23 protein-coding genes are annotated in these 21,130 nt (G+C 40.9%); 3 read left to right on the top strand and 20 right to left on the bottom strand.

The annotated features are described in order from the left end of the window. Positions 1–128 precede the first annotated feature (128 nt). From AAH582_RS06520 to AAH582_RS06470, 11 genes are all read right to left on the bottom strand, one after another. Complete coding sequence (locus AAH582_RS06520) at positions 129–959, bottom strand: hypothetical protein (protein WP_343321591.1); 831 nt, start codon at positions 957–959, stop codon at positions 129–131. 76 nt (positions 960–1,035) lie between these two features. Beyond that, on the bottom strand, positions 1,036–1,704 hold the full coding sequence (locus AAH582_RS06515; protein WP_343321590.1) for a hypothetical protein: 669 nt from the start codon (positions 1,702–1,704) through the stop codon (positions 1,036–1,038). After that, entirely contained in the window at positions 1,701–2,480 is a 780-nt protein-coding gene (locus tag AAH582_RS06510) for a hypothetical protein (RefSeq protein WP_343321589.1), read from the bottom strand. Before AAH582_RS06510 ends, AAH582_RS06515 begins: the two co-directional genes overlap by 4 nt. A gap of 307 nt (positions 2,481–2,787) precedes the next feature. Then, entirely contained in the window at positions 2,788–3,180 is a 393-nt protein-coding gene (locus AAH582_RS06505) for a hypothetical protein (RefSeq protein WP_343321588.1), read from the bottom strand. Between the two features lie 450 nt (positions 3,181–3,630). Then, complete coding sequence (locus tag AAH582_RS06500) at positions 3,631–3,999, bottom strand: hypothetical protein (RefSeq protein WP_343321587.1); 369 nt, start codon at positions 3,997–3,999, stop codon at positions 3,631–3,633. 15 nt (positions 4,000–4,014) lie between these two features. Further along, complete coding sequence (locus AAH582_RS06495; RefSeq protein WP_343321586.1) at positions 4,015–4,248, bottom strand: hypothetical protein; 234 nt, start codon at positions 4,246–4,248, stop codon at positions 4,015–4,017. A 17-nt stretch (positions 4,249–4,265) separates the two neighbouring features. Then, positions 4,266–4,925 (bottom strand): hypothetical protein, encoded by a 660-nt coding sequence (locus tag AAH582_RS06490; RefSeq protein ID WP_343321585.1) that lies wholly within the window; start codon positions 4,923–4,925, stop codon positions 4,266–4,268. A gap of 27 nt (positions 4,926–4,952) precedes the next feature. Then, on the bottom strand, positions 4,953–5,378 hold the full coding sequence (locus AAH582_RS06485; RefSeq protein ID WP_343321584.1) for a hypothetical protein: 426 nt from the start codon (positions 5,376–5,378) through the stop codon (positions 4,953–4,955). Between the two features lie 30 nt (positions 5,379–5,408). Continuing rightward, positions 5,409–5,831, bottom strand: a complete 423-nt coding sequence (locus tag AAH582_RS06480) for a hypothetical protein (protein WP_343321583.1) — start codon at positions 5,829–5,831, stop codon at positions 5,409–5,411. A gap of 5 nt (positions 5,832–5,836) precedes the next feature. Beyond that, positions 5,837–5,971, bottom strand: a complete 135-nt coding sequence (locus tag AAH582_RS06475; protein WP_343321582.1) for a hypothetical protein — start codon at positions 5,969–5,971, stop codon at positions 5,837–5,839. Between the two features lie 90 nt (positions 5,972–6,061). Then, the gene (locus tag AAH582_RS06470; RefSeq protein WP_343321581.1) at positions 6,062–6,481 is read right to left on the bottom strand and encodes a hypothetical protein; all 420 of its coding nucleotides are present in this window, start codon (positions 6,479–6,481) and stop codon (positions 6,062–6,064) included. A 256-nt stretch (positions 6,482–6,737) separates the two neighbouring features. On the opposite strand from AAH582_RS06470, the gene AAH582_RS06465 reads away from it, so the two are divergent. Continuing rightward, positions 6,738–7,196 (top strand): hypothetical protein, encoded by a 459-nt coding sequence (locus tag AAH582_RS06465; protein ID WP_343321580.1) that lies wholly within the window; start codon positions 6,738–6,740, stop codon positions 7,194–7,196. Between the two features lie 98 nt (positions 7,197–7,294). Here the strand turns inward: AAH582_RS06465 and AAH582_RS06460 are convergent, their stop codons facing one another. The 9 genes from AAH582_RS06460 to AAH582_RS06420 all read right to left on the bottom strand — a co-directional run bounded on the left by AAH582_RS06460 (position 7,295) and on the right by AAH582_RS06420 (position 19,719). Then, a complete protein-coding gene (locus tag AAH582_RS06460; protein ID WP_343321579.1) occupies positions 7,295–9,154 on the bottom strand; it encodes a DUF4859 domain-containing protein in 1,860 nt (619 codons plus the stop codon). Between the two features lie 22 nt (positions 9,155–9,176). Continuing rightward, positions 9,177–10,145, bottom strand: a complete 969-nt coding sequence (locus tag AAH582_RS06455) for a hypothetical protein (protein WP_145329239.1) — start codon at positions 10,143–10,145, stop codon at positions 9,177–9,179. An 80-nt stretch (positions 10,146–10,225) separates the two neighbouring features. Beyond that, on the bottom strand, positions 10,226–11,368 hold the full coding sequence (locus AAH582_RS06450) for a DUF4859 domain-containing protein (RefSeq protein ID WP_343321578.1): 1,143 nt from the start codon (positions 11,366–11,368) through the stop codon (positions 10,226–10,228). A gap of 19 nt (positions 11,369–11,387) precedes the next feature. Continuing rightward, the gene (locus AAH582_RS06445; protein WP_343321577.1) at positions 11,388–12,863 is read right to left on the bottom strand and encodes a RagB/SusD family nutrient uptake outer membrane protein; all 1,476 of its coding nucleotides are present in this window, start codon (positions 12,861–12,863) and stop codon (positions 11,388–11,390) included. Positions 12,864–12,908: 45 nt separating this feature from the next. Further along, positions 12,909–16,076, bottom strand: coding sequence for a SusC/RagA family TonB-linked outer membrane protein (locus AAH582_RS06440; RefSeq protein ID WP_343321576.1), 3,168 nt, complete (start codon positions 16,074–16,076; stop codon positions 12,909–12,911). A gap of 387 nt (positions 16,077–16,463) precedes the next feature. Further along, the gene (locus AAH582_RS06435; RefSeq protein WP_286727924.1) at positions 16,464–17,327 is read right to left on the bottom strand and encodes an AraC family transcriptional regulator; all 864 of its coding nucleotides are present in this window, start codon (positions 17,325–17,327) and stop codon (positions 16,464–16,466) included. 742 nt (positions 17,328–18,069) lie between these two features. Then, a complete protein-coding gene (locus AAH582_RS06430; protein ID WP_343321575.1) occupies positions 18,070–18,612 on the bottom strand; it encodes a hypothetical protein in 543 nt (180 codons plus the stop codon). Positions 18,613–18,765: 153 nt separating this feature from the next. After that, on the bottom strand, positions 18,766–19,209 hold the full coding sequence (locus AAH582_RS06425) for a LytTR family transcriptional regulator DNA-binding domain-containing protein (protein WP_343321574.1): 444 nt from the start codon (positions 19,207–19,209) through the stop codon (positions 18,766–18,768). A gap of 15 nt (positions 19,210–19,224) precedes the next feature. Continuing rightward, positions 19,225–19,719, bottom strand: coding sequence for a hypothetical protein (locus AAH582_RS06420; protein ID WP_343321573.1), 495 nt, complete (start codon positions 19,717–19,719; stop codon positions 19,225–19,227). A 360-nt stretch (positions 19,720–20,079) separates the two neighbouring features. Between AAH582_RS06420 and AAH582_RS06415 the strand changes: the two genes are divergently transcribed. Continuing rightward, positions 20,080–20,658, top strand: coding sequence for a hypothetical protein (locus tag AAH582_RS06415; RefSeq protein ID WP_343321572.1), 579 nt, complete (start codon positions 20,080–20,082; stop codon positions 20,656–20,658). Between the two features lie 145 nt (positions 20,659–20,803). Then, on the top strand, positions 20,804–21,130 hold the full coding sequence (locus tag AAH582_RS06410; RefSeq protein WP_343321571.1) for a hypothetical protein: 327 nt from the start codon (positions 20,804–20,806) through the stop codon (positions 21,128–21,130).

Genomic DNA, 21,130 nt, shown 5'->3' with positions numbered 1-21,130 from the left:
TCCAGCGATTTATTCGTAGAGGATCCAGTGGCCCCAAAAAAAGAAGTCGAAATAGACAAAAGCCAGGTCACACAACCCGGCTTTTATAAAATACCGCAACTTAGACTTACAGCAATGAGTGAACATCTTTACTTATTCCTCAATTTATCGATTTCGGCAGCCTGTTTCTTTACGGTTTCGTTCAGCTGAATCAGTTGTAGTGTCATCTCTTCAATTTTCTTTAACAAAATTTTATCCATTTCATTGAGCGAGTACCCCTCCTTTTCCACGACTTCCGCTTTTGGAACATCGGGCAGATGCTTATTTCTTTGAATAAATTCATCAACTTCTTCTAACGAAGGTACCCTGTAGTCTTGCTTAAACACATAATCCGGCCAGTTTACCGTTTCGACCTTAATTTCACGCGCCCGTATACTGCCGTTGACCGAAAGCTTTTGGCCAGGTGATGCCGGCGCACCAATGCCTACATTTCCACTTCCATCGGTCATCAATGTTGGGATGATAGTGAACGATACTTCAGGTAGCGACGGCGGGGATACCTGACTGGTGATCGGTACAAATTTGGAGTCCAGCGTATGCCCATAGGAAAAAGAGCTAACCGCAAACGATGTATAATCGTAAGGATTAGGGACAATATAGAAATCTGTCTTCGTTCCATTTTTATAGGCTTTCAAAGAAATTTTATTGTCGGAATATTGACCTACAATGGTCTGAATCACCTTTAACCCATTTCTATTTGAAATATAAAAGCTTGTCTCTCCGTTGGAATCTGAGAACCAGGATCCTCCCCAAATCTTAATGATAATTTTCTGTGAATTTGACACATCGTTTTCGGCACGTTCGAGGCTACCGACGTAGACGAAGGTATTACCTGGTATTGTTGTAATCTGTACAGGAGTCTGCCCTTTCACGACAAAAGTCAAAAGTACCATCAACAGCGGAAATAATATTCTTTTCATTTTTAAATTATAAAACTTTATCGTTTAAATTACCTACCTCGGGCGTTAACTACTTACTGAAAATATTTGATGACCACTATCTACTTTCCAGCAACTTTATTTTTTCTGATTGTAATTTGACCTGTTCGGTTTGTATTTTTACCTCATGATTCAATTGAATAAGCTGTAAGGTCATCTCCTCAATCTTTTTTAATAGAATTTTGTTCATTTGTCCCAGAGATACTCCTTCAGTTTCTGCTTCTTCTGCTTTTGGAACATCGGGCAAATGGCCATGTTCATTTATATACCGTTCCGTTTCAGCTAAACTTCGCAAATTATAATCTGCTTTAAACACATAATCAGGCCAGTCCGCAGCAGAAGTTGTTACCTTGATCTCTTCGGCCCGGATTTTTCCCTTTACAGCAAGTTTGTCCTGCGGATCCATCGTTCCAATACCGATATTTCCGTTAGGAAGAAATACCATATAGGTCTGGTTCCAGTCTTTACCGATATAGCCATAATTTTGCTTACTTATTCCGTTATTGAAAGTTCCCATTGCTCCGAAATGAATAAAATATTCACTATTGTTGTGGTTTGAAATTCGGTACCCTCTTGCCCATATTCCATTTTGCCAGGCAAAATTAGTTTTTATGTTAATCCCGTAGGCTGGAGATTCCATATTTACCTCGATATTAGGATCAGAGGATTGTGCTATTAAGATCCCCGGTATAATAGCCAGAAATGTTGTTATAAACTTTATTTTCATTTACTTTCTTTCTTTAACTCGTCGATCTGCTTTTGCAGTGAAATAACATGTAAGGTTAGTTCTTCATTATTTTTAAGAAGCTTCTTGATCATTTCGCCCAATTGAATACCGTTTTGTTCCACTTCTTTTGCTGTAGGCATTTCAGGCAGGTGCTTATTGGTCTTGACGAAAGTCTCCAGCTGCTGTAAACTACTCAATTGATAATCTCCCTCAAAGACATAATCTGGCCACTCGGTTGCTGTAGTTGTTACCTTGATTTCCTCTGCTTGGATTTTTCCTTTGACGGAAAGCTTTTGCTGCGGGTTATCGGTGCCAATTCCCAGGTTTCCTTTGGCATTCATGGTCATGTAATTACTTTCATAGCTACCCCACGAGAAAAGTGGCCGATTTACCAGTGGTCCCGCACTCCTACGCGCGTCGAAACGCACCATGGGCATAGTACCTACGTCTGAAGTCTCAGGCACACTTGCTCCTATGCCAAGCGCAAAATCGTCATTATAGGTCCTGGAAGCTTGGATCCAGGGTATAAATCGTCCATTTATGGCCGTACCATTTGCAATTGTCAGGCTTTCATTGGGGGCATCACTAACGGTATATTGCACAATTTTTTCCCATAGGTTATTTTCTGCTGCCTTTCGGACATCAATTTGATAGACCGGGTTTGTCATACCAATTCCAACATTTCCTGTTGCAGGAAATATATTCGTCTGTGCATGACCTTGTGACAGCACAATTCCAGAAATAAATGCTGTCAAAAAAATAGATTTTAAATTCATATGGCTTGTATTAGTTCGACGCGAACACTGTTGCTAAACTCAGCGAGAAGGAAAATTTAACTTTAGTTATAAGCTAGTCTAAAAAAACAACAATGCTTTTATAGGCAATATTTCTACCTCTGTAAGAAAGCAAGCAACAATATTTAAAGGTTAAAACAATTTATTATCCAAATATACAAACACTTTCAATTAATAAAACTCATTATTTTAAAAAGATGATTAATATAGCAGAAGCATAGTCTGCTCCCTGCTATATCATCAATTGAATTGAAGTAAATAGAAGGTTTAGTGCAGTAAATTTTCGCTTTCAAAAATTTATTCTTGCTATCATAATCGAGCCAACTATCATAAAAAAGAAACTCGCGATTAAAGTGAAAAGAGCAATTGCTCTTTTTACATAGACCTGAGATTTACTTAAACTTTTATAGTATTTTTCAAATACTGGATTTCTCACGGTTTGTTCAATGGGTGAACGGCCAATTAAAATGACTACTAGACTATAGATCATAATACCAAATGCCATAAAGATAGGCTCCTTAACCCCTACTAATTTTAAAAATAAAAAGACAAATACTTCCCCTATATAGATTACTTTACTTAAGAATAAATATGCTAGCCCAGGAACTACATTTTCTGTCTTCCTCTTTCCTGCAAACCATTTTGACAGCACAAAATCTAATTGTAATATTTTATTAATCATACCTTTGGTTCCTACAAGCAACTGAATTTATTTTTTCATTTAAATTGGCCCATCTCCGATAATACAATCGATGAATAGGTTTAATAACCAAAGCTCGTCTATCTGCATTGGTCTTGTTACTTTAGTTTCATTCAATGAATTACACCTTCACCTCCGATATTACATCCGAAAATATGCGAATGATCCAATACTTTTAAAACGAACGGCAGTTCACTCGATGAAATATCAATATTCGAATAATACAAGTCGTCTTCCTTAAAATAATTAAAAAGATCCCTGTGCAATTATATTCTTAAGCATTCCTATGGTAAGCTTTTTTCTTCTGGCCCAGGTCCCTTTTCAAACACAAAACTTTAAAAATATCGCCTTGTTTGTTTCTCGTCTACGAGAGCTTTCGTCGGTCCACTATAAACATTAGAAACTTTGCTATCGAAATGTATTCGTGTGAGATTAATAAGCGTTTTCCAATTCACTAATGATTAAACTTGGATCTTCCGCCGAAAACCTGAACCATATTGAGTCACCGTTATAAATATTATTCGGATTAATACTCCAACCTCCAGAGTATTCATAGTCTTTTTTATTGATAGTGTATTTAACTCTAAGACTTCTTCCTTTAAAAGAGTGATAGGAACTAATTATTCCTCTACCATATTTATAATTCTTATTGACGATCGCGATTCTTAATTGATTTTCTTTTTTAACGTTTTCTGAATCCCAATAAATCCCGCCCACAAATACTCCCATTAACAATACAAAAAGTATAATTAATTTAAACTTTTCCATTAATTGTCCATCGTACTCATTAATATTTTTCAATAGTTCAGGCAGATCCTATAAGGAAGTTCCTCTATAGGGCTTTAATAGAAAAGAATCCCAGTTGTTTTCAGAGACAACTTTGCGCAGCAGCTTTTCATCCGTACTTAATAAATCGATATTCAGATGATCCAATACTTTTATCACGAAAGGCAATTCATGATGTGAGATATCAATATTCGAATAGAACCAGCCCTCTTCCTTATACAATCCATAGGGATAAGAGATCAAGTCTTTTGATAGCTCCATCAAAAGATCTTCGCTACAAATCAATGCACCTCTAAAAAATTAGCTTCAACGGGAGTTATACGATCTATCAGCTTATTACCGTAACTTTTCTCAAATTCATTCCACTGCTCTATCGTTTTTCCATTTATGAAATAATCAATACAATTTAATTCTACGTCAATCCGAGTGGTATCGAACATCTTTTTTGTTTTATGGACTTCAATTATTGGAACGCCTTTCCGTTTAACAATGGTATCACCTATATCACAAAAAGGTATAACATGGTAAAACCACCTACCTGGCAGCGATTGTACAGTATCTCTTTTTGTACTAGGATCAACACCAATAAGGATAAAATCCTGATACTTGATCTTAGGTTCTTTTAAAAGAACAACATTAGCCTCGAAACTTTCAGCATATTGTTTAGTTGTTTCACATCTATTGGGATCATTACATCCAATAGTTAGCAAGATGAGTATACTATATATTACTTTCATATTTATTAATCTGTCTGTGATAATGAAATTGTCGTGGTTATTACCATAACCTGCACCAACGCCTTCAACCAGAGTAAACTTATGTGCCCTATCAGGATCTATTTTGCCGTCGGACCTCAGCGGCATTGAATAAGTCCCCATAATTCCGCTCCCAAAAGAGAAGTGCTGAGTTTCGCCAATTAAGTAAACAAAGCCCTTACCCATTATAGATAGGCTTATGAAGATCTATTCTTATTGTGAATGATGCTTTTTATCATAACTTTCCTGAAATTGATTCCATTGATCATAAGACATCCCATTCATTAAATAATCGCCACAAGTTGAAGTAAGATCAAATCGTCTCAAATCATATTTCATTCTTGTTTTATGAAGTTCAATAATAGAAGTCCCCCTACGTTTAACAATAGTATCTCCCAAATCACATAAAGGCTTTAAATGAACAAACCACCTGGATGGAAGAAATTGAACAGTATCTCTGTTTGTACTAGGATCAACTCCAATAAGAATAAAGTCTTCAAACTTTACTTTAGGTTTTTTTAGAAGGATTATATTAGTCTGAAGTCCATTTATATACTCCATATATTTCTCACAACCGTCATTAGAAGACGTTGTGCATCCTGTTAAAGCGATTAATGCGATACTATAAATTATTTTCATTTTAATTTGTTTGAAATAACGAATTAACTCTTACTGTGAATGATACTTATTACTATCATAACTTTCCAGAATTTCTTTCCATCGTCTTATCGTTTTTCCATTTATGAGATAACTGTCGCAAGTTACTTCTATATCAAATCGTGTGGTATCATATTTCATTTTTGTTTTATGAACTTCAATTATGGGAATGCCCTTCCGTTTAACAATGGTATCACCTAAATCACAAAAAGAGGTCACTTGGAAAAACCATCTACCGGGCAGCAACTGTACGGTATCTCTATGGGTAATAGGATCAACACCGATAAGGATAAAATCCTTATACTTGATCTTAGGTTCTTTTAGCAGAATAATATTAGCCTCAGGACTTTCAGCATATTGTTTAACTTCTTCACATCGATTTGGATCATTGCATCCAACAATTAACAATAGTGGTATACTATAAAATGCTTTCATATTTGTTACTTTGTCTGAAAGAATGAAATTGTCGTAGTTTTACCGTAACCTGCACCCACGCCTTCACCCAGGGAAAACTTATGTACACCTGTAATATCTGTATCGCCGTTTTTGAGTATTGGCCTTGAATAGGTTCCCATAATTCAAGTTCCAAAAGAGAAATCCTGAGGTTCACCAGTTAATTAAACAAGCCATCCCCAAAATAGATAAGGGTTTATAAGGATTAGTTCTTACTGTGAATGATGCTTATTATTATAACTTTTCTGAAATTCATTCCATTGATCTAAGGGCTTTCCATTCACAAGATAATCGGTACAAGTTAATTCTATATCAAATCGTGTGGTATCGTATTTCATTTTTGTTTTATGAACTTCAATTATAGGAACGCCTTTCCGTTTAACAACGGTATCACCTAAATCACATAAAGGTTCCACATTGAAAAACCACCTAGCGGGCAGCAGCTGCACAGTATCTCTTTTTGTACTAGGATCAACTCCAATAAGGATACAGTCTTCAAATTTGTTTTTAATTTTTTTTAACAGAATAATATTAGCCTCAGAACTTTCAGCATATTGTTTAGTTTCTTCACATCTATTTGGATTATTACATCCAATAATTAATAAGGCTAGTATACTATAAATTGATTTCATATTTGTTACTTTGTCTGAAATAATTCTTCCCTGTTAATGATACCTCAAAAAAAATGTAGTGGTTTTTTTGGCCTTTTTTTTACTGAAGCAAATTTATAACTTTATTTACTTGGAAACTTTAAAAAATGTAACCATTACTGAAGATCTAGCGCAATTCACCAACAAATAATGATATTCTCTAAATCAATTATTTAACATACCAGATAACCGCATCACCAGATTGGAATATTGATATAGCTAAATTAGCGATAAGCACATGAAAAACTTCGAAAGAAACGGAAACGAGTACAAAATGAAACCCCAATTAGGAACCTATGTTCCTTTGGTTGCTATATTTTCTATTATGACCCTAGTTGGGTTCATCAAAATGCCGGAATCCTCTTTCAAATGGTGGATGCTGGGTATTGTTGTCATCCTAATGATTTCCCTGCTGAGAGCCTATTTTATCATTGATATGGACAGACGGGAAATGCGCGTACGCAAAGGGCTTTTTGGTAAAGAGGTAACCGTTCCGTTGGAAAACCTACAGGGATTTACGATCTACAAGCTCAAACAGTATGGCCTCATCACCGTCAGTGTATCGCTTCTCGCACGTTATCGAAATGAAGACGGTAAAGAAAAAAAAGTGCAGCTCGCACAGAGCTATTTTACAAAGCCAATACAACGAATCTGCAATGAGATCGACGAAATCATCGCAAATGATTGCAGCATCTGAACAACGGAAATAAAAAAGCCACATCTCCCGACGTGGCCTTCACTTAAATAAACATAAACATATGAACCATCACCTAATCTAGCGGTTCCAACTAACTCTTATTTCACATTCACATTAAATGTAAACGTCGCCTGCACGGTTTTCGCTCCTTCGTAGGTATACACCAGTGCCTGCTTAATGGTATATTTCTTTCCGGTGGCCAAAGCCCCTGGATACTGCCCAATAGAAAATGTTATCGTACTTGCGTTAAATTCCGAAAACAAGCCCGCACTGGCGCCCCAGTTGGTGACGGCCCCGGCAGGCGTAAACCAATGCCCGTAACCCGTGGCCGTATTGTTGGGATTTAAACTTCCATTTGGCTCCACGGCATAGAACTTAATTTTTCCACTGCTCATCAAACCCGCCAGGTCTGCCGAAGGTATGGCCAAGGCCTCCCCTAGCTGCGCTGCATTGACGCTTACTTGCGTACCCGAATACCCTGTAGCATCTGCCGGGAAGCTCAAGTCATAATTCAATGCGATATCTTTCGGCTGACTGCTCACCTCATTGTATCCCGTAGCCGTTGTACCCTGAATTTTGATTTCGTAAGGCCATTGCTCATCGTTGCTGTCGTCATCATCCCAGGCATGTGGTTGGTAAACAGATGGAGCACCAGTGACGACAAACCAGAGGTTGCTACAATTGGCCGGAACAGTAAACGCGACCGTATTCTCCGTGCCCTCCGTCCTGTCACCATATACCCGCGTGCCGTCTTTCAATAATGCCACATAACCATAGCGCCATCCGGCACGGCTGGCATCCACCGGGTTGAATCCGGCAGCATTTGGTAGGCCTTTAAAAGCTACCGAGACCTTAGTTCCCGCAGCCGGAACTTCCAGCGGAATCACATTGTAACCCGTAGTGCCCGGACAACGATCATAGGCAACGCGAAGACTCCCGTTGGATTGACGCGTAAATTTGGTCGTCAGCTTACCGATATAATTCTTCCCATACTCCTGGATGCTGTTCAGGTCCCAGGTCACAAAGCGGGTCGCCGCATCATAGATCTCATTGTTGAACTGCTTCACATCGATACCCGTTATACGCATATAGGCCTGCACCGGATCTTCGGGCTTTAAAGCTTCGCGCCAGATGCGGCCAATCATATCGATCCCATGTTTGCTGGTCCAATACCAATGGATGAAATAGCTGGCATAACGATATTTCTCGTGATGAATATGGCGATGATAATTTTCGGTATAGACGGGAAAATCGGCTCCCGAAAATGCCTGTGCGGGATAGGTTTGGTAGGCCTGCCATTGCGCGGTCTGCTCCCAGAATCCGTTACCGCTCGTCCCGCCGTACCCGTAACGAAATCCATGTCCGCCTTTCAGATCGGCAAATACCTGATATTGAAAACTGTGCCCGATCTCGTGGGCAATCACGGCACCTACCGGCTTACAGGTCGCCGGATTAATCCACAGTGCCCCGATTGTATCGTCGTAACCGCCGCCATACGCCATCCATTCTGTCGTATAATGCACAAAAATCATCATTTTGTATTTATCCAGATTGGATCGGTTCACTTTGCGTTCTGCAAACTTCAGCGTGCCGACGTTCAATGCGTAGAACTGTTCGGCCTTGGCCAAAAGATCATCAATATCGACCCGATATTCTTCAGGTACGGTGTTCGCATTGGGATCGTTCTTCCCATAGCTTGCCCCCCAGAACACAATAAAATGCTCCGACTGACGGCTCCGCGAATAGGACCATTTGCTCACTTTATCGTTATAATCCATGCCTTCAAATTCTTTGGGCTTATAAATCTTCAAAGAATCTGTTCCCACAGTAACGGGTGGCGTGGTGATCTCTTCCTCGACAGGAAGCGCTACTTCTTTTTTGCTGCATCCCTGCGAAAGGAAAACAAGTGCTGAAACCAGCGTCAGCAGGACTTTATGCAATACTATACTTTTCATCATTTGAGCGTTTAATAGGTAGAGATCAACTATGTGTAATGGTCAAAAAACGGAAGCGAACGGTATAGGTACCACTTCGGTAGAATTTGATGGTCGATACGGGGTTAAGATTACGTCCCAGCGTAGTCGCCGTACCAACAATACGGTAATAAGAAATAGGATCGCCCGACCAAAATTCTGTACCTACATAAGTACCGTTCATGATAGGATACACCAGACCCGAAACATCTGGATAGCGATACACCAAGCCCGTATCGGTAACTTCCTCCGGATAGTAAGGCGACCAATTTTTGAATGTCGGCCGATCTCCACGCTTGATGACCTCGCCTTTTTTAGGATTGAAGGGCTTGCCGTTTTTATCTTCCCATTGATATACAATTTTGTTTTCTCCTTCCGCCTGATGCTCTACGACGATCTCATAGTCTGTATACGGTAGAAAATTGGATTCGGCCCCGTAGTCCGAACTCGTGCACGACTTAAATAAAATATCTTCCTTCTTAGCACCGATGACATTAAAGTCCAGTATATTCTTAAATTTTTTCTGTCCGGCGACATTGCTCACCTCCACATCGATCGTATACTGTCCCGGGGTCACAAATTGCGTCGCCTGTGTAAAACCCACGCGACCACCGGTCGCATTGAGCATCATCGGTGGATATTTAGCCTTGCCGATCTTGGCATTCAACAGATCCAGGGTGGTATCCCGCCAGGTGATCTCCGCCAGGTAGGTGGATATCTCATGTTCTTTTGAAAATTCTGTTGAGAGCTCGCCGGTTTCCTTGTTCCTTACCGCAAGCAGATTTACGGTCAGCGGGGTTGTGCTTCCATTGGCAACAATGGCATCCGTGTACACCACTGCCCCCTGATTGACTTGCAGATTCTCCACATTATAGCGTATATTTTCACTTAAATAACCTATTTGATCACTCTTGCAGGAATCCAATAGCCCGAGGGATAAACCTGCTAAGCCGATTATAAAACTTCGTTTTTTCATCTGTTTTATTTTTTCATGTGTGACGAAACCATCCGGTTGATTCAGCACAGCAAAGGAATCAACCCTGATAGGTTCATAATTTATTTGATCTTAATGTTGAATACAAAAACAGCATTCAAATCACCCTTTGTTTTCGACTTGTACACGAGGGATTGTCGTACCGTATAGGTACTACCCACCGTTGTTTGCCCTGGATATTGCAGTATATTAAAGGTCATCGTTGAGGTTGCCAGCTCAGATACAATGCGTGCATCGGCACCCCACGAACAGGTCTGCCCTTTGGCATCGAACCAGTGTCCCGGTGCATTTGCCGTACTGTTTGCATTTAAACCGCCATCGGGCTGCACGGCGTAGTAGGTGATGTCCTTGCCTACCAATGCGGATATTGCCCCACTCTCTAGGCCATAAAATCGTGCTAAACGCGGAAGCAATGCGTCTACTGTGGTACCAGTATAACCGGCGGCATCGTATTTAATACTCAGATCGTAGGTAAAAGTCAGCGTAGCACCAGTTTCCACAATTTTAGGTCCCGTGAGGATGCGCGGCACAAAATCGCCGATAAACGTATGTGTATTGGCCAGTACATTCAGCATAGTTCCTGAAGCTGTTTTAATACCAGTAGTCTGACAATATACCCGCATATCGGCCTGATCATCTTCTTTGACCGTAACAATACCGTCGGGACTGATCTGATCGGCCTCGCCACGCACTTTGACGTAATACAGATAATAAACGGGCTGCGAGGACCAGGCCGCTTTGGGCTGCTTTTGCTTATGATAGAAAAATCCACCCACATTGGCCGCATTGCTAATCGTCGTATACGCTGTGCTGGCCGTTTCCAGATCGTAAGGCGCCTCGTTATAGATGTATGCCCTCACAGAATCTACAGGGATCTCGTTGAGAAACTGGTCAAAAGAATACTGTGCATTTTCATCCACATACTTTACCGAGTCCGCCTTCTGTTTATAATAACGGTTGACCGAATAATCCGAAGGCGCCCAAAAGGTTTTCGCCTTGTTGATTTCGTCTTTGAGTTTAAAATGGTCAATCACCAGCAGCAGGGTGTCAAACATCCCATTGGGATGAGCTGCCAGGTAGTCGTAAGTAGACAGATTGACTTCGGCTGTATGGAGGCCATCATCCGTCAGATAAGCCGCTTTCTTGCAACCCACTACTGCCAGTCCAAAAGCCAGCAGCAATGCAAATCGATATAAGGTTTTCATTTTTTTCAGGTTTAGTGGTTTACATATTGACGGTTCCCCAGTATGGTGTCTGATTCAGCATAGGATTGGCAGACAACAACGATGGATCAAATGGCCAAAAGTATTTCTTCGCATTAAATTGCGACTGGTTCATTTTGCCTTCCGGAAATTTATAGACGTTAAAGTGTTTATATAACCGCACGAGATCGTAATAGTGATGGCCTTCCAGAAAAAGCTCGCGCGCTCTTTCACTAAAGATGGCCTCAATGAGCGGTTCCTCGTTTGTGTAGGCAGACAGTCCAGCTTGCGTGCGGATTTCATTTAAGATGGTTTCTGCGGAGCTATTTTTACCCGTTGCGGCCAATCCCTCTGCCATAAGCAGCTTAATATCGGAATAGCGAAAGATGATAATGTTATTTTTAAAAATCGCATTGGCATTTGACGCATTACTCGAAAACTTAACATTTGCATATTTCGTACACAGCGCATAGTTACCGTTATAAACCATATCAAACACACTTTTAAATCGTTTATCGTTACTGTCTTTAAAGAGCGTTTTAATATAATCCTGACTGATTCTTAAAATTGGATCTGTTAAAGTCCGAAAATAAGGTCCGGCTAGTGAGAAGTATCCTATTCCCGAGTTTGTACCTTCGTTTTCCCCATTTTGGGAGATCTCAAAAATACCTTCATTGGATTTTCCCTGATAAATACTGCGGTAATTCAGACTGTCCCTTCCCACAAAAGAATATTCGCCGCTTTCCAATACCGATTTAGCCGCCTCGATGCAGTCCGCATATTCGCCCCGCCAAGCACTCAGGTGCGCCTGAAGGGCAAGTGCTGCTCCAGTATTTGCGCGCAGGGCAAAATCATCTTGGTCGATATTGCTCCATTTCAGTAAAGTCAACGCTTTAGTTAAATCGGCCTGGCTCTGATCCAGCACATCACTCTCTTTACTTGCAGCCAGATTTACAGCATCAATGGGCACCACAGATTCTGTTATAATCGGCACTGTTCCCCATACCCTCGCCATATAGAAATAGGCAAATGCACGCACAAAGTAAGCTTCGCCGATATAGTAATCCCTGGTTGATACATTGTCAAAGACATTTTCGTCCATCTTAGGGAGCCTCTGGATAACGCGGTTGGCCTGGTCTATGGCCTGATAGAAGACATCATAGCGCCGCAGCTGATACGCGGGCCGCCAAGTTTCCGAAGCCGCTACAGCCGTGTTGAGCTGCATATTGACAATCGGACTAAAGTCTGCGTTGGTCGAAGAAGTAATTTCGTCCGTTAGCAAATCGCCATAGGCATAGTAGGCCATACCGTTGGCTTGATTTAGGGCCTTGCGCAGCAGCGCATACATGGCGTTGGTTGCGCTATTGGCATCTTCCTGCGTTTTCCAGAAGTTCTCGTCGGTTGCCGAACTGACAGGCTCAATGTCCAGAAACTTGGAGCAGCCTGAAGCGAGATACATGAAAGCACTCAGCATTAAAAACAATATTTTTCTTTTCATCTCTAAATAATTTTAAGCCACCGTTATCCGATGGAACTGACATGATTAAAAGGTAACATCCAAGCCTATTGTCCATTTCTTCGGGATCGGATATCCGTTACCCGTTGAATAACCATTGGCTTCCACTGCTTCAGGGTCCGGCACAGAAGACCAGGACTTAACAGCCACATTATCCACGACCCCATAAATGCGGAGCATTTTCAACTTAAGTTTCTTAATCATGGCCTGCGGGAATGTGTAGCTCAGCTGAATATTTTTCAGGCGCACAAAACTGGCATTTTCCACGAAAGTACTGTTGGCGATGTGCCAATTGTCTACCGTATTGCGAAACAAAGTCGGGTATCTGGTCTGATCGCCGTCTTTCATCCAGAAGTCGCTGGGCTTAAAATCGCCTGCAATAGCCGAATTTGTTCCCCAAGTCGAATAAAGGGCAGATGAACCGGCATCCTGTAATTTGTCCGACAGGTATCCGTTCCACAAAGAGCGTCCAAAGACAAAGCTCACGAGTGTGGATAAGCTAAAATTCTTGTAGGAAAATTGGTTGATAAAACCGCCTACGAGGTCGGGATTTGGATTTCCCATATCAATTTTGTCGTTGTAATCGATCACATAATCCCCATTGACATCCCTTCTGCGCGGATCGCCAGCCTGATAAAGGACCGACCGATTAAAGTGCGCTATTCTTCTTCCGGTCAATGGATCGACAGGCACGTCAGCATTGGTCGCATATACGCCATCCACATCCCATACCTTGAATGGAAAAATAGGTTGGCCTACATTCAGGGCGCGTTGCATCCAGGGTGGTCCCACTTGTATTTCCTTTCCACCATCCGGCAGGCTGGTGACATAATTTTTATTATAAGCCATATTGAAATTGGTCGTCCACTGGAATGCCGACGAAGGAGCCATATTTCTGGAGATAATCGTCATTTCCACACCACTGTTTCTCACACTGATAAAATTATTGGAGACGGTGCTATATCCCGAAGTAGCGGGCATCGTCAGATCGTAAACTAATTCTTTGGAGTCGCGCACATAAAAATCGGCAGTAACCGTAACTCGGTCGTGCAGCAGGTTCATATCGAATCCGGCATTAAACTGCGGTGAACGCTCCCATCGGATCGTCGGTGATGTTGCCGCCGCCGCATAATTAGGAGATACTGTCGGTTTACCGTTATACGAGAGTACCGAACCGGCAATACCATTTTCCAGCACCGATCCTGCATAAGATGCATCAAAAGTCAGTCCTGTATAGCGTGCGTAGTACGAACCCGGATCGCGCCCCGTAATACCATAGCTACCCCTTATTTTGAAAAAGGATATGGCATTTTTGGCTCCCTGGAAAAAAGGCTCTTCCGAAAGTACCCAGCCGGCAGATATGGACGGGAAAATACCCCAGCGGTTATCCTTACTGTATCGCGACGAGGCATCCATCCGGTAACTTGCAGAAAGCAAGTATTTGTCCTTATAATCATAGCCAAAACGACCGAATACCGAGACGCGTGAGCGCTCGCTGATGGAAGTCGTCGCATAAAGATCCGGCCCGGAAGGGATACCGGTTACGGTTTTCACATAAGTTCCATTGTCGTTATAGCCATACATATAGTTTTCATTGGACGTGTTCCGTTCAATACCACTACCCAAAACAGCCGTAAAATTGTGGATGTTGCGGATGCTCTTGATGTAGTTAAAATAGGTTTCCCATTCCCAGCGCTTGTTTTGATTCACCCAATTTTGTGCATAGTTTCTATTACCGGTCAGCAGTTTGGGACGAAAAAGATCGCGCGTATTATTATTGACATTAAACGAAAACTGCGAGCGCAGGGTCAGGCCATTGATCAGAAATTTCTTGAGTGTCCCAGCGAAGTTTCCATTCAGGCTGAAGGAGTTATCGCGATCCATCAGACCGTCGTAGCGCCCGGTATAGATCTGCTCATCTACATCTGTAATCTGGTAGAAAGAAGAAGGAAATCCCCAGGTACTAAAAGGATATTTGGTATCGTCACCCGAACCATGTTTTGCTTTAGTAAAACCTGCGAACAAGTTGGTCTCAAATTGGAAATTGTCGGTTGGATTGGCCTGTAACATCAGGCGTGGTGTGAGGTTTTCATTTTCAAAGCCCATCATTACACCCTGCTCATAATAACGCTGTGCCGAGAATCGGTATAAAAATTTCTCCATGGTGGCACCGATACTCACATTGACATTGTTGATATTGGCCGACTGCAGAAAAAGACCCTGCCAATCGGTATTGTTGTTAAAGGCCGGATTTAAACTATCTGTCAACATGGGGCTAATGGACCCATTGTTGAACCAGTCATACGATCCACCCTGATAGAGCAAGTTCATTTTCAGCCTGCGCTCTGCGGCTCCTACGGTGATGGGCTTCATGGCCGGACGGCTGGAAACTCCATTGTAAGCCGAGATCCGTATTTCGGGTTTCCCCTGCGCCGGACGTTTGGTTTTGATGATAATGACCCCATTGGCAGCACGGGCGCCATAAATGGCCGATGCCGAAGCGTCTTTCAGGATATCAACCGATTCGATGTCGTTGGGATTAATGGCCTGCAACGGACTTGCATTACCGTAAGCCGACCGGATATCACTCACGTCGTAAATAATATTATCGATCACGTACAAGGGCGCCTGCAGTTGGTTGTCTGCTAGACCCAGGTTGCTCGTCCCGCGGATGTTGACGATGTTATTGGTACCGGGTTCACCCGATGTGCTCAACACGGTCAGACCGGCCACGCGTCCCTGCAGCATGGCATCGAAGGTTGCATAGGGCGTATTTTCAAAATCCTTCCCTTTTACGGTAGCAATAGCTCCCGTCGTCTTCCGGCGCTGTACATCCTGATAGCCCATTACGACCACCTCATCCAGCCCCGTTCCATCTTCCTTCATCGTTATCTGAAGTGTATTTTCGCCGGCACGCAGCTGTTTCTCCTGCCGTACATAACCGACGTAACTGAAAATCAGGGTTGGATTTGCCGATTTAAGCGGTAGACTGAATTTTCCATCCGCATCTGTTTTGGTGGCATTGCGGATGCCTTTCTCTAAAATACTCAGATCAGACAGCGGTGTGCCTTTTTCGTCTTTAACGATCCCCGTGACCGTTCTCTGTTGTTGCGCATACAGCTGTTGACAGACCAACAGCAGCAACATAAAAATACCCGTTAAGCATTTTTTTGGAAGGTTTTCATGCATAGTCATAATTTCGTTAAGCAGGTGTTCATTTTAACATACCGTCGACCACACATCTACCCCTGGGATAAACGCGATTCCTTTCTAAAAAAGGCGGCTACAGTATATTAAAAAATTGATTAGTTGTTCTTTCTGTAACAAAATTAGTGCTTCGAAACAGCGGTTTTCGGTCAGATCTTACCCACTCGTTCTAACATTTTAACAAAAGAAAAAGAGGCCTATTGGCGAGGTATAGGATTGCAGCATAGTGCATAAAACAGCAATTCCGTCTAACCATAGCAGAAGTATTTTTCCTGTTATGATTAGACGGAATTGAATCAGCGCCGAAATCGCGCAGGAAATTGAGCGACCTTCTGCCAGATGGGATCAAAAGGCGTAAAGCGATTAAAAAGTCCGTTAATCGTATAGGTAATTCCGGTAGTTGCGAACGTATATCTTAGGAGATACCCCTAATATATTCCGGAAAACACGGTTAAAATTAGTGATGCTATTAAAGCCAGCATCATAGGCTATTAAAGATATTGAATCGTGCCTTCCTAAACCCAGTAATTTACAGGCTTCGCGGATACGCAGTTCATTCAAATAGGCGATGAATGTCTTTCCCGTACAGTTTTTAAAATAGCGGCAGAAGGCGTGCGGTGTCAGATTTGCTTTTTCAGCGATTTCATCCAAACTGATATTCTCTTTAAAATGCTCCTCCAAAAATTTACATAGCTTTTCAATACGGAAAGGTTTGGAGATTTCCCTTTTGGGCAATTGTACACCCGAAAGGGGTTCCAGTTCAGTAAATACTTTGCTGAGTGATTTTAACAAATAAAAAAAATTGACAAGCTGGTCCAGAAAGTCGGACTTTTGCAGTATTTCAATATAATAGCACACCTGCCCCTGAAGTTTCGGCGGAACCTTAAACCCCCGCTGGCATTTATGCACAAAATCAAGCAGGTTTCGAAGTTCGGGCATGGTAGCCATGGTAGACAGTGCTCCTTTCGCGCTAAAAAATAAGGAGACAGACCGCACACTTTCACCTGCAATGAAACTTTTAAACACATGGGCCTGGTTTGTCCCCAATAGAAAAATGTCACCGGGTTGAAATTCATGCACATTATCGTCAAGGAGGAGCTGGCCAATGCCTTCTTTAATCCAGATTAATTGATATTCCTCATGACGATGCATATGCGGATAAAACTTATCCAGCACGTCTTCTTGAATATAGATCGATTTATCCTGAGGAGCAGGAACTTTGAACTGAACTGGCTTCATAACAATTTAGATTTAAATAAATGTCAATATGACACTAAATATACCATAGCCAATTTAGTATTACAATGCTTAACTAAAAGAGGTTAAAATAAGGTGATATTAGGTTATAATTTGCACATACCTGAATTAAAACCAGATAGATATCATCTTTTTTACATCATTATGAGCTTCGTAAAACCAAAAATCGCACCTATCGGTTTTAAAATTTACACCCCGGACGGGTATAAAAAACATATAAAACGCATTATTTATACCCGATGTAGTATATCCCGTAATTGGCTTGTTGAATTTACTGATTAATATGATTTCTGAACATTTGAATAATTAACTTCTTATAAAAGAAAGCAAATATCAATATTCCAATAATCAAATTGTAAATTCCCGTAATTTTATTGCTAGGGGAAAACCAATAGGTATACAAAACATATTCTATGGTAAAAAATACTAGCATCGAAACAATAAAATAAGTTTATTTCTTATTTGCAGTACAAAGCAAAGAGGAATATTAAAGAATAAAACTAAAAAACACACATAAAGTAAGATATACAATACATAGCCTAAGGACAGTTTTATAAACTCAGACAAGGTATTTGCATTGTTGATGACCGCATTTTGAAATCTGTTTTCGATAAATGCAAGAATAAAAAAGAATACAACGTATTTTAGGAACAAATAGCAGATACTATTTAGAAAGCTAGCTTTAAACATATTTCTACAGCTCATAAAAACCGTCCTCACAGCGCTACCATCCGGCCAACTTGATCTTACCATCGCTATCAAAATCCGAATTGTCCGTCACCCTTTTTAGGTTCAGCTGTTTTAATGACAAGCCTTCCTGCAGAGGCACCCCTGTAGACTTTATCCTAAATAAGGGATAAGATAATGGCTTTTCGCCCCATTCGAGCACAAAATGATAGCCATCTACAATCTTTTGCTGGTCATCCGTCTTGATGATCAAGATATTGTGGAAGGTTTGCTCCGGCTTTGCAGGATCACTATCGGGCAAAATACCCCTTGCTTTATAGGTAGCGACAAATTTATAATAATGGTATTTGCCATTTATGGGATTGAATACCAATTCACGGCTGTTGTTTTCCTTGATCAATTCTGAAAAAGACTGCTCGAAATCATCCAGCATTTTATAATTAAAATCGGTATTGATTTTATTGGCGACTAGTATATAGGTCTTTTCATCTTTACCGGCACTATTTCCCTTCGCTTGGTTTTGTGCAGCGACCGAATAACAAGTGAACCAGCTTAACAATAGGATTATTAAATATCTCATCCTACTAATTTATTAAAATCCAAAGAATATTACCTTAACTGCCCAGCAATCATTTCATTTTTCGATTTTTAGCTGACACAGGCACAAAACTTTTACACTACTCCAATAAACAACTCCTATCGCTTAGCACGGACGAAATATCCCAGGTTAAGGCTATTTCTTATCAAACCAACGTTTAAAGTGAGCAGCATGGTAACGGCTGACCAATATATCATCTCGCTTCTCAAAGGACGGCTTTAGTTCAATTGTTAATATACCATTGTCTAAAGCACGATATCCTTTGATGATACTACGATGAACGATGTAACGTCTGTACATCAGGTAATATTGATCATGGTCGAGTACCTTCATCAATGTCTCGAGGCTATAGTTGTGTGTATACTCTTTACTACTCGTCAAGGTCAGGAGCTTTTTATCATTCGCTGAGCTTTTGATAAAGGCAATGCCGTCAAGCGCGACGTAGTTATCTTCATAACCGTATTTTACTCCAAGACAAGGAGCAAGCTTGATCGCATCAGAAAGGTCCCCTCCCCGCTCATCCTCCAATTTCGTTTGCAGTGCTTCATAGGTTACAATCATTTCCTTGAGGGTAGTCATTTCAATTTCTGCCTCTCAGTATTGATCTTTCACAAATCGGGCAAAGCGAATGACGTATATCACCAAAAATACCAAGTTCAATATCAGAATAAACAAAAATAAAAACCTAAACTCGTTGCGCATATAGGGAATGATAGACCTCAAACCTTTTGCGTTTAAGGGTAAAAATACCAGCATCACAACAACCACTGCGAGCAAGGCCGGCAGTACCACTCCAAAGAGAATCTGTCTGATCAGACGCGTCTTAAAATCCGTCAGCCAGGACAATCTCCCATCCATATAACGATTAAAAATATGTGCCCCGCGAAGCACAATCATAACGATCAGCGAAGAAAGAAACCAATAGAGATAAAATTTGGGCATGTCATATCTCTTATCAAAAACAAGAAACCTGCTGGGCGAATAGAAAAAATTACCCAACAGAACAGCAAAAAACAGCTGGACCCTGAACGGTAAGTAGTTGACCTGAATTTCGGAATGAAAAGTCTCAATAAGTTTTTTCGTTTGCATAAAGTTTAATCGGTTAAAGCAAACTAAAATAAAAATTTTTACAAATAAAAAATTGAAACAATCTGCAAGATGCTTTAGAATCCACTAATAAACACCACCACTCGTGCTATAATTTTATTTTCAAGCGAAAGTAAAAAACTCACTTATTACCCCCTTAAATAAGCTTTTAAGCACAAGACCTCTTACCGTTCATTCGGTTTCAAACAGTTGATCTTGCTTTCAAAGAAACACCTTGTTAATTTTATAACAATACAGTTAATTATTGGATAATCAGCTTCATCTCGACTTCTAACAAGCCATATGACTATAGTCCAATAAAAATAAGGAACAAATCATGTCATATAAAAAATACCGAAGCTCATGGAACATAGCGGATCGTATCAAAAGCTTATCAAGCATTTAGAATCCTACAGGAGGCTCACTGACAGTCAAGAGGATATATTGCGCCAGCTGGTTACTGTCAAATACTGCAGTCCTAAGGAGATCTATCTCGAGCGAGGTGGTATTGCCAAGCATATTTGTTTTATCCATACGGGTTATGCTTTGGGCTACGAGAACATTGATAAAGAGTCGCGACTCTCGCGTATCTGGCAAGAAGATCAGATTATCTTAAAGACGGAGAGCCTATTGGCCTTCCAGCGTAGTGAAATGGATATTATCTTTCCGGAAGGCGGCAATATCATCGAGATCCCTGTTGAACATCTCCTTCAAGCGACAGAACTAACCTCTTTTTTCCATTATCTGCTCCTGCAGGAACTCAAATATTACCAACAACAAGAAAACCTATTTAGATTAAAAAACAGCAGAGAATTGATAGGTTGGTTTCACCATCGGTATGCTGGTATTCGCTTTAAACTCACCGATCTACAGATCGCTCAATTTCTAGGTATCACGCTCAGGTGGTACAATCAGAATAAAAATAACCCAAGCTTGGAATAAAAACACTGGAAATAGGAATAAAAACTCAATACTCAGGAATTAATGTTTGCACAATAGGAATTAATGCTCTAGTAATACCTCATTGATGGATCTACCTTAGCATCATAATCAAAAAAACACGATTATGATGAAAAATAAATTCGCAGTGAAGGCATCACTCTTCACTTTAATCTTGGCACTGCTCGCAATCGGTACGTATGCGGCAGTTGCAGTGATGAAGAAAGACGTGTCATCTGTAGTAAAAGCGTCAACAACATACTACTACAATGGTCCGTCCACCAATTTATCTACGAATGTAATGGACCCCGCAAATTGGAGTCCATCACAAAATTCGAGTTTTACTTGTGGACAACCGACTGAAATCCCTTGTAGTTTAGATGTTCCTTCTGACCAAAGTATCGACGAACATCTTGATGATCTAGGCAGTCTGTCAGCTGTCCAAAGTGCTGCTCCTTCGCGAAGAAGCAAATAA

This window comes from Sphingobacterium multivorum, assembly GCF_039511225.1.
Taxonomy (GTDB): Bacteria; Bacteroidota; Bacteroidia; order Sphingobacteriales; family Sphingobacteriaceae; genus Sphingobacterium.
The sequence above is the reverse complement of the archived record's forward strand: the minus strand, read 5'-3'. Positions and strand labels throughout refer to the sequence as shown.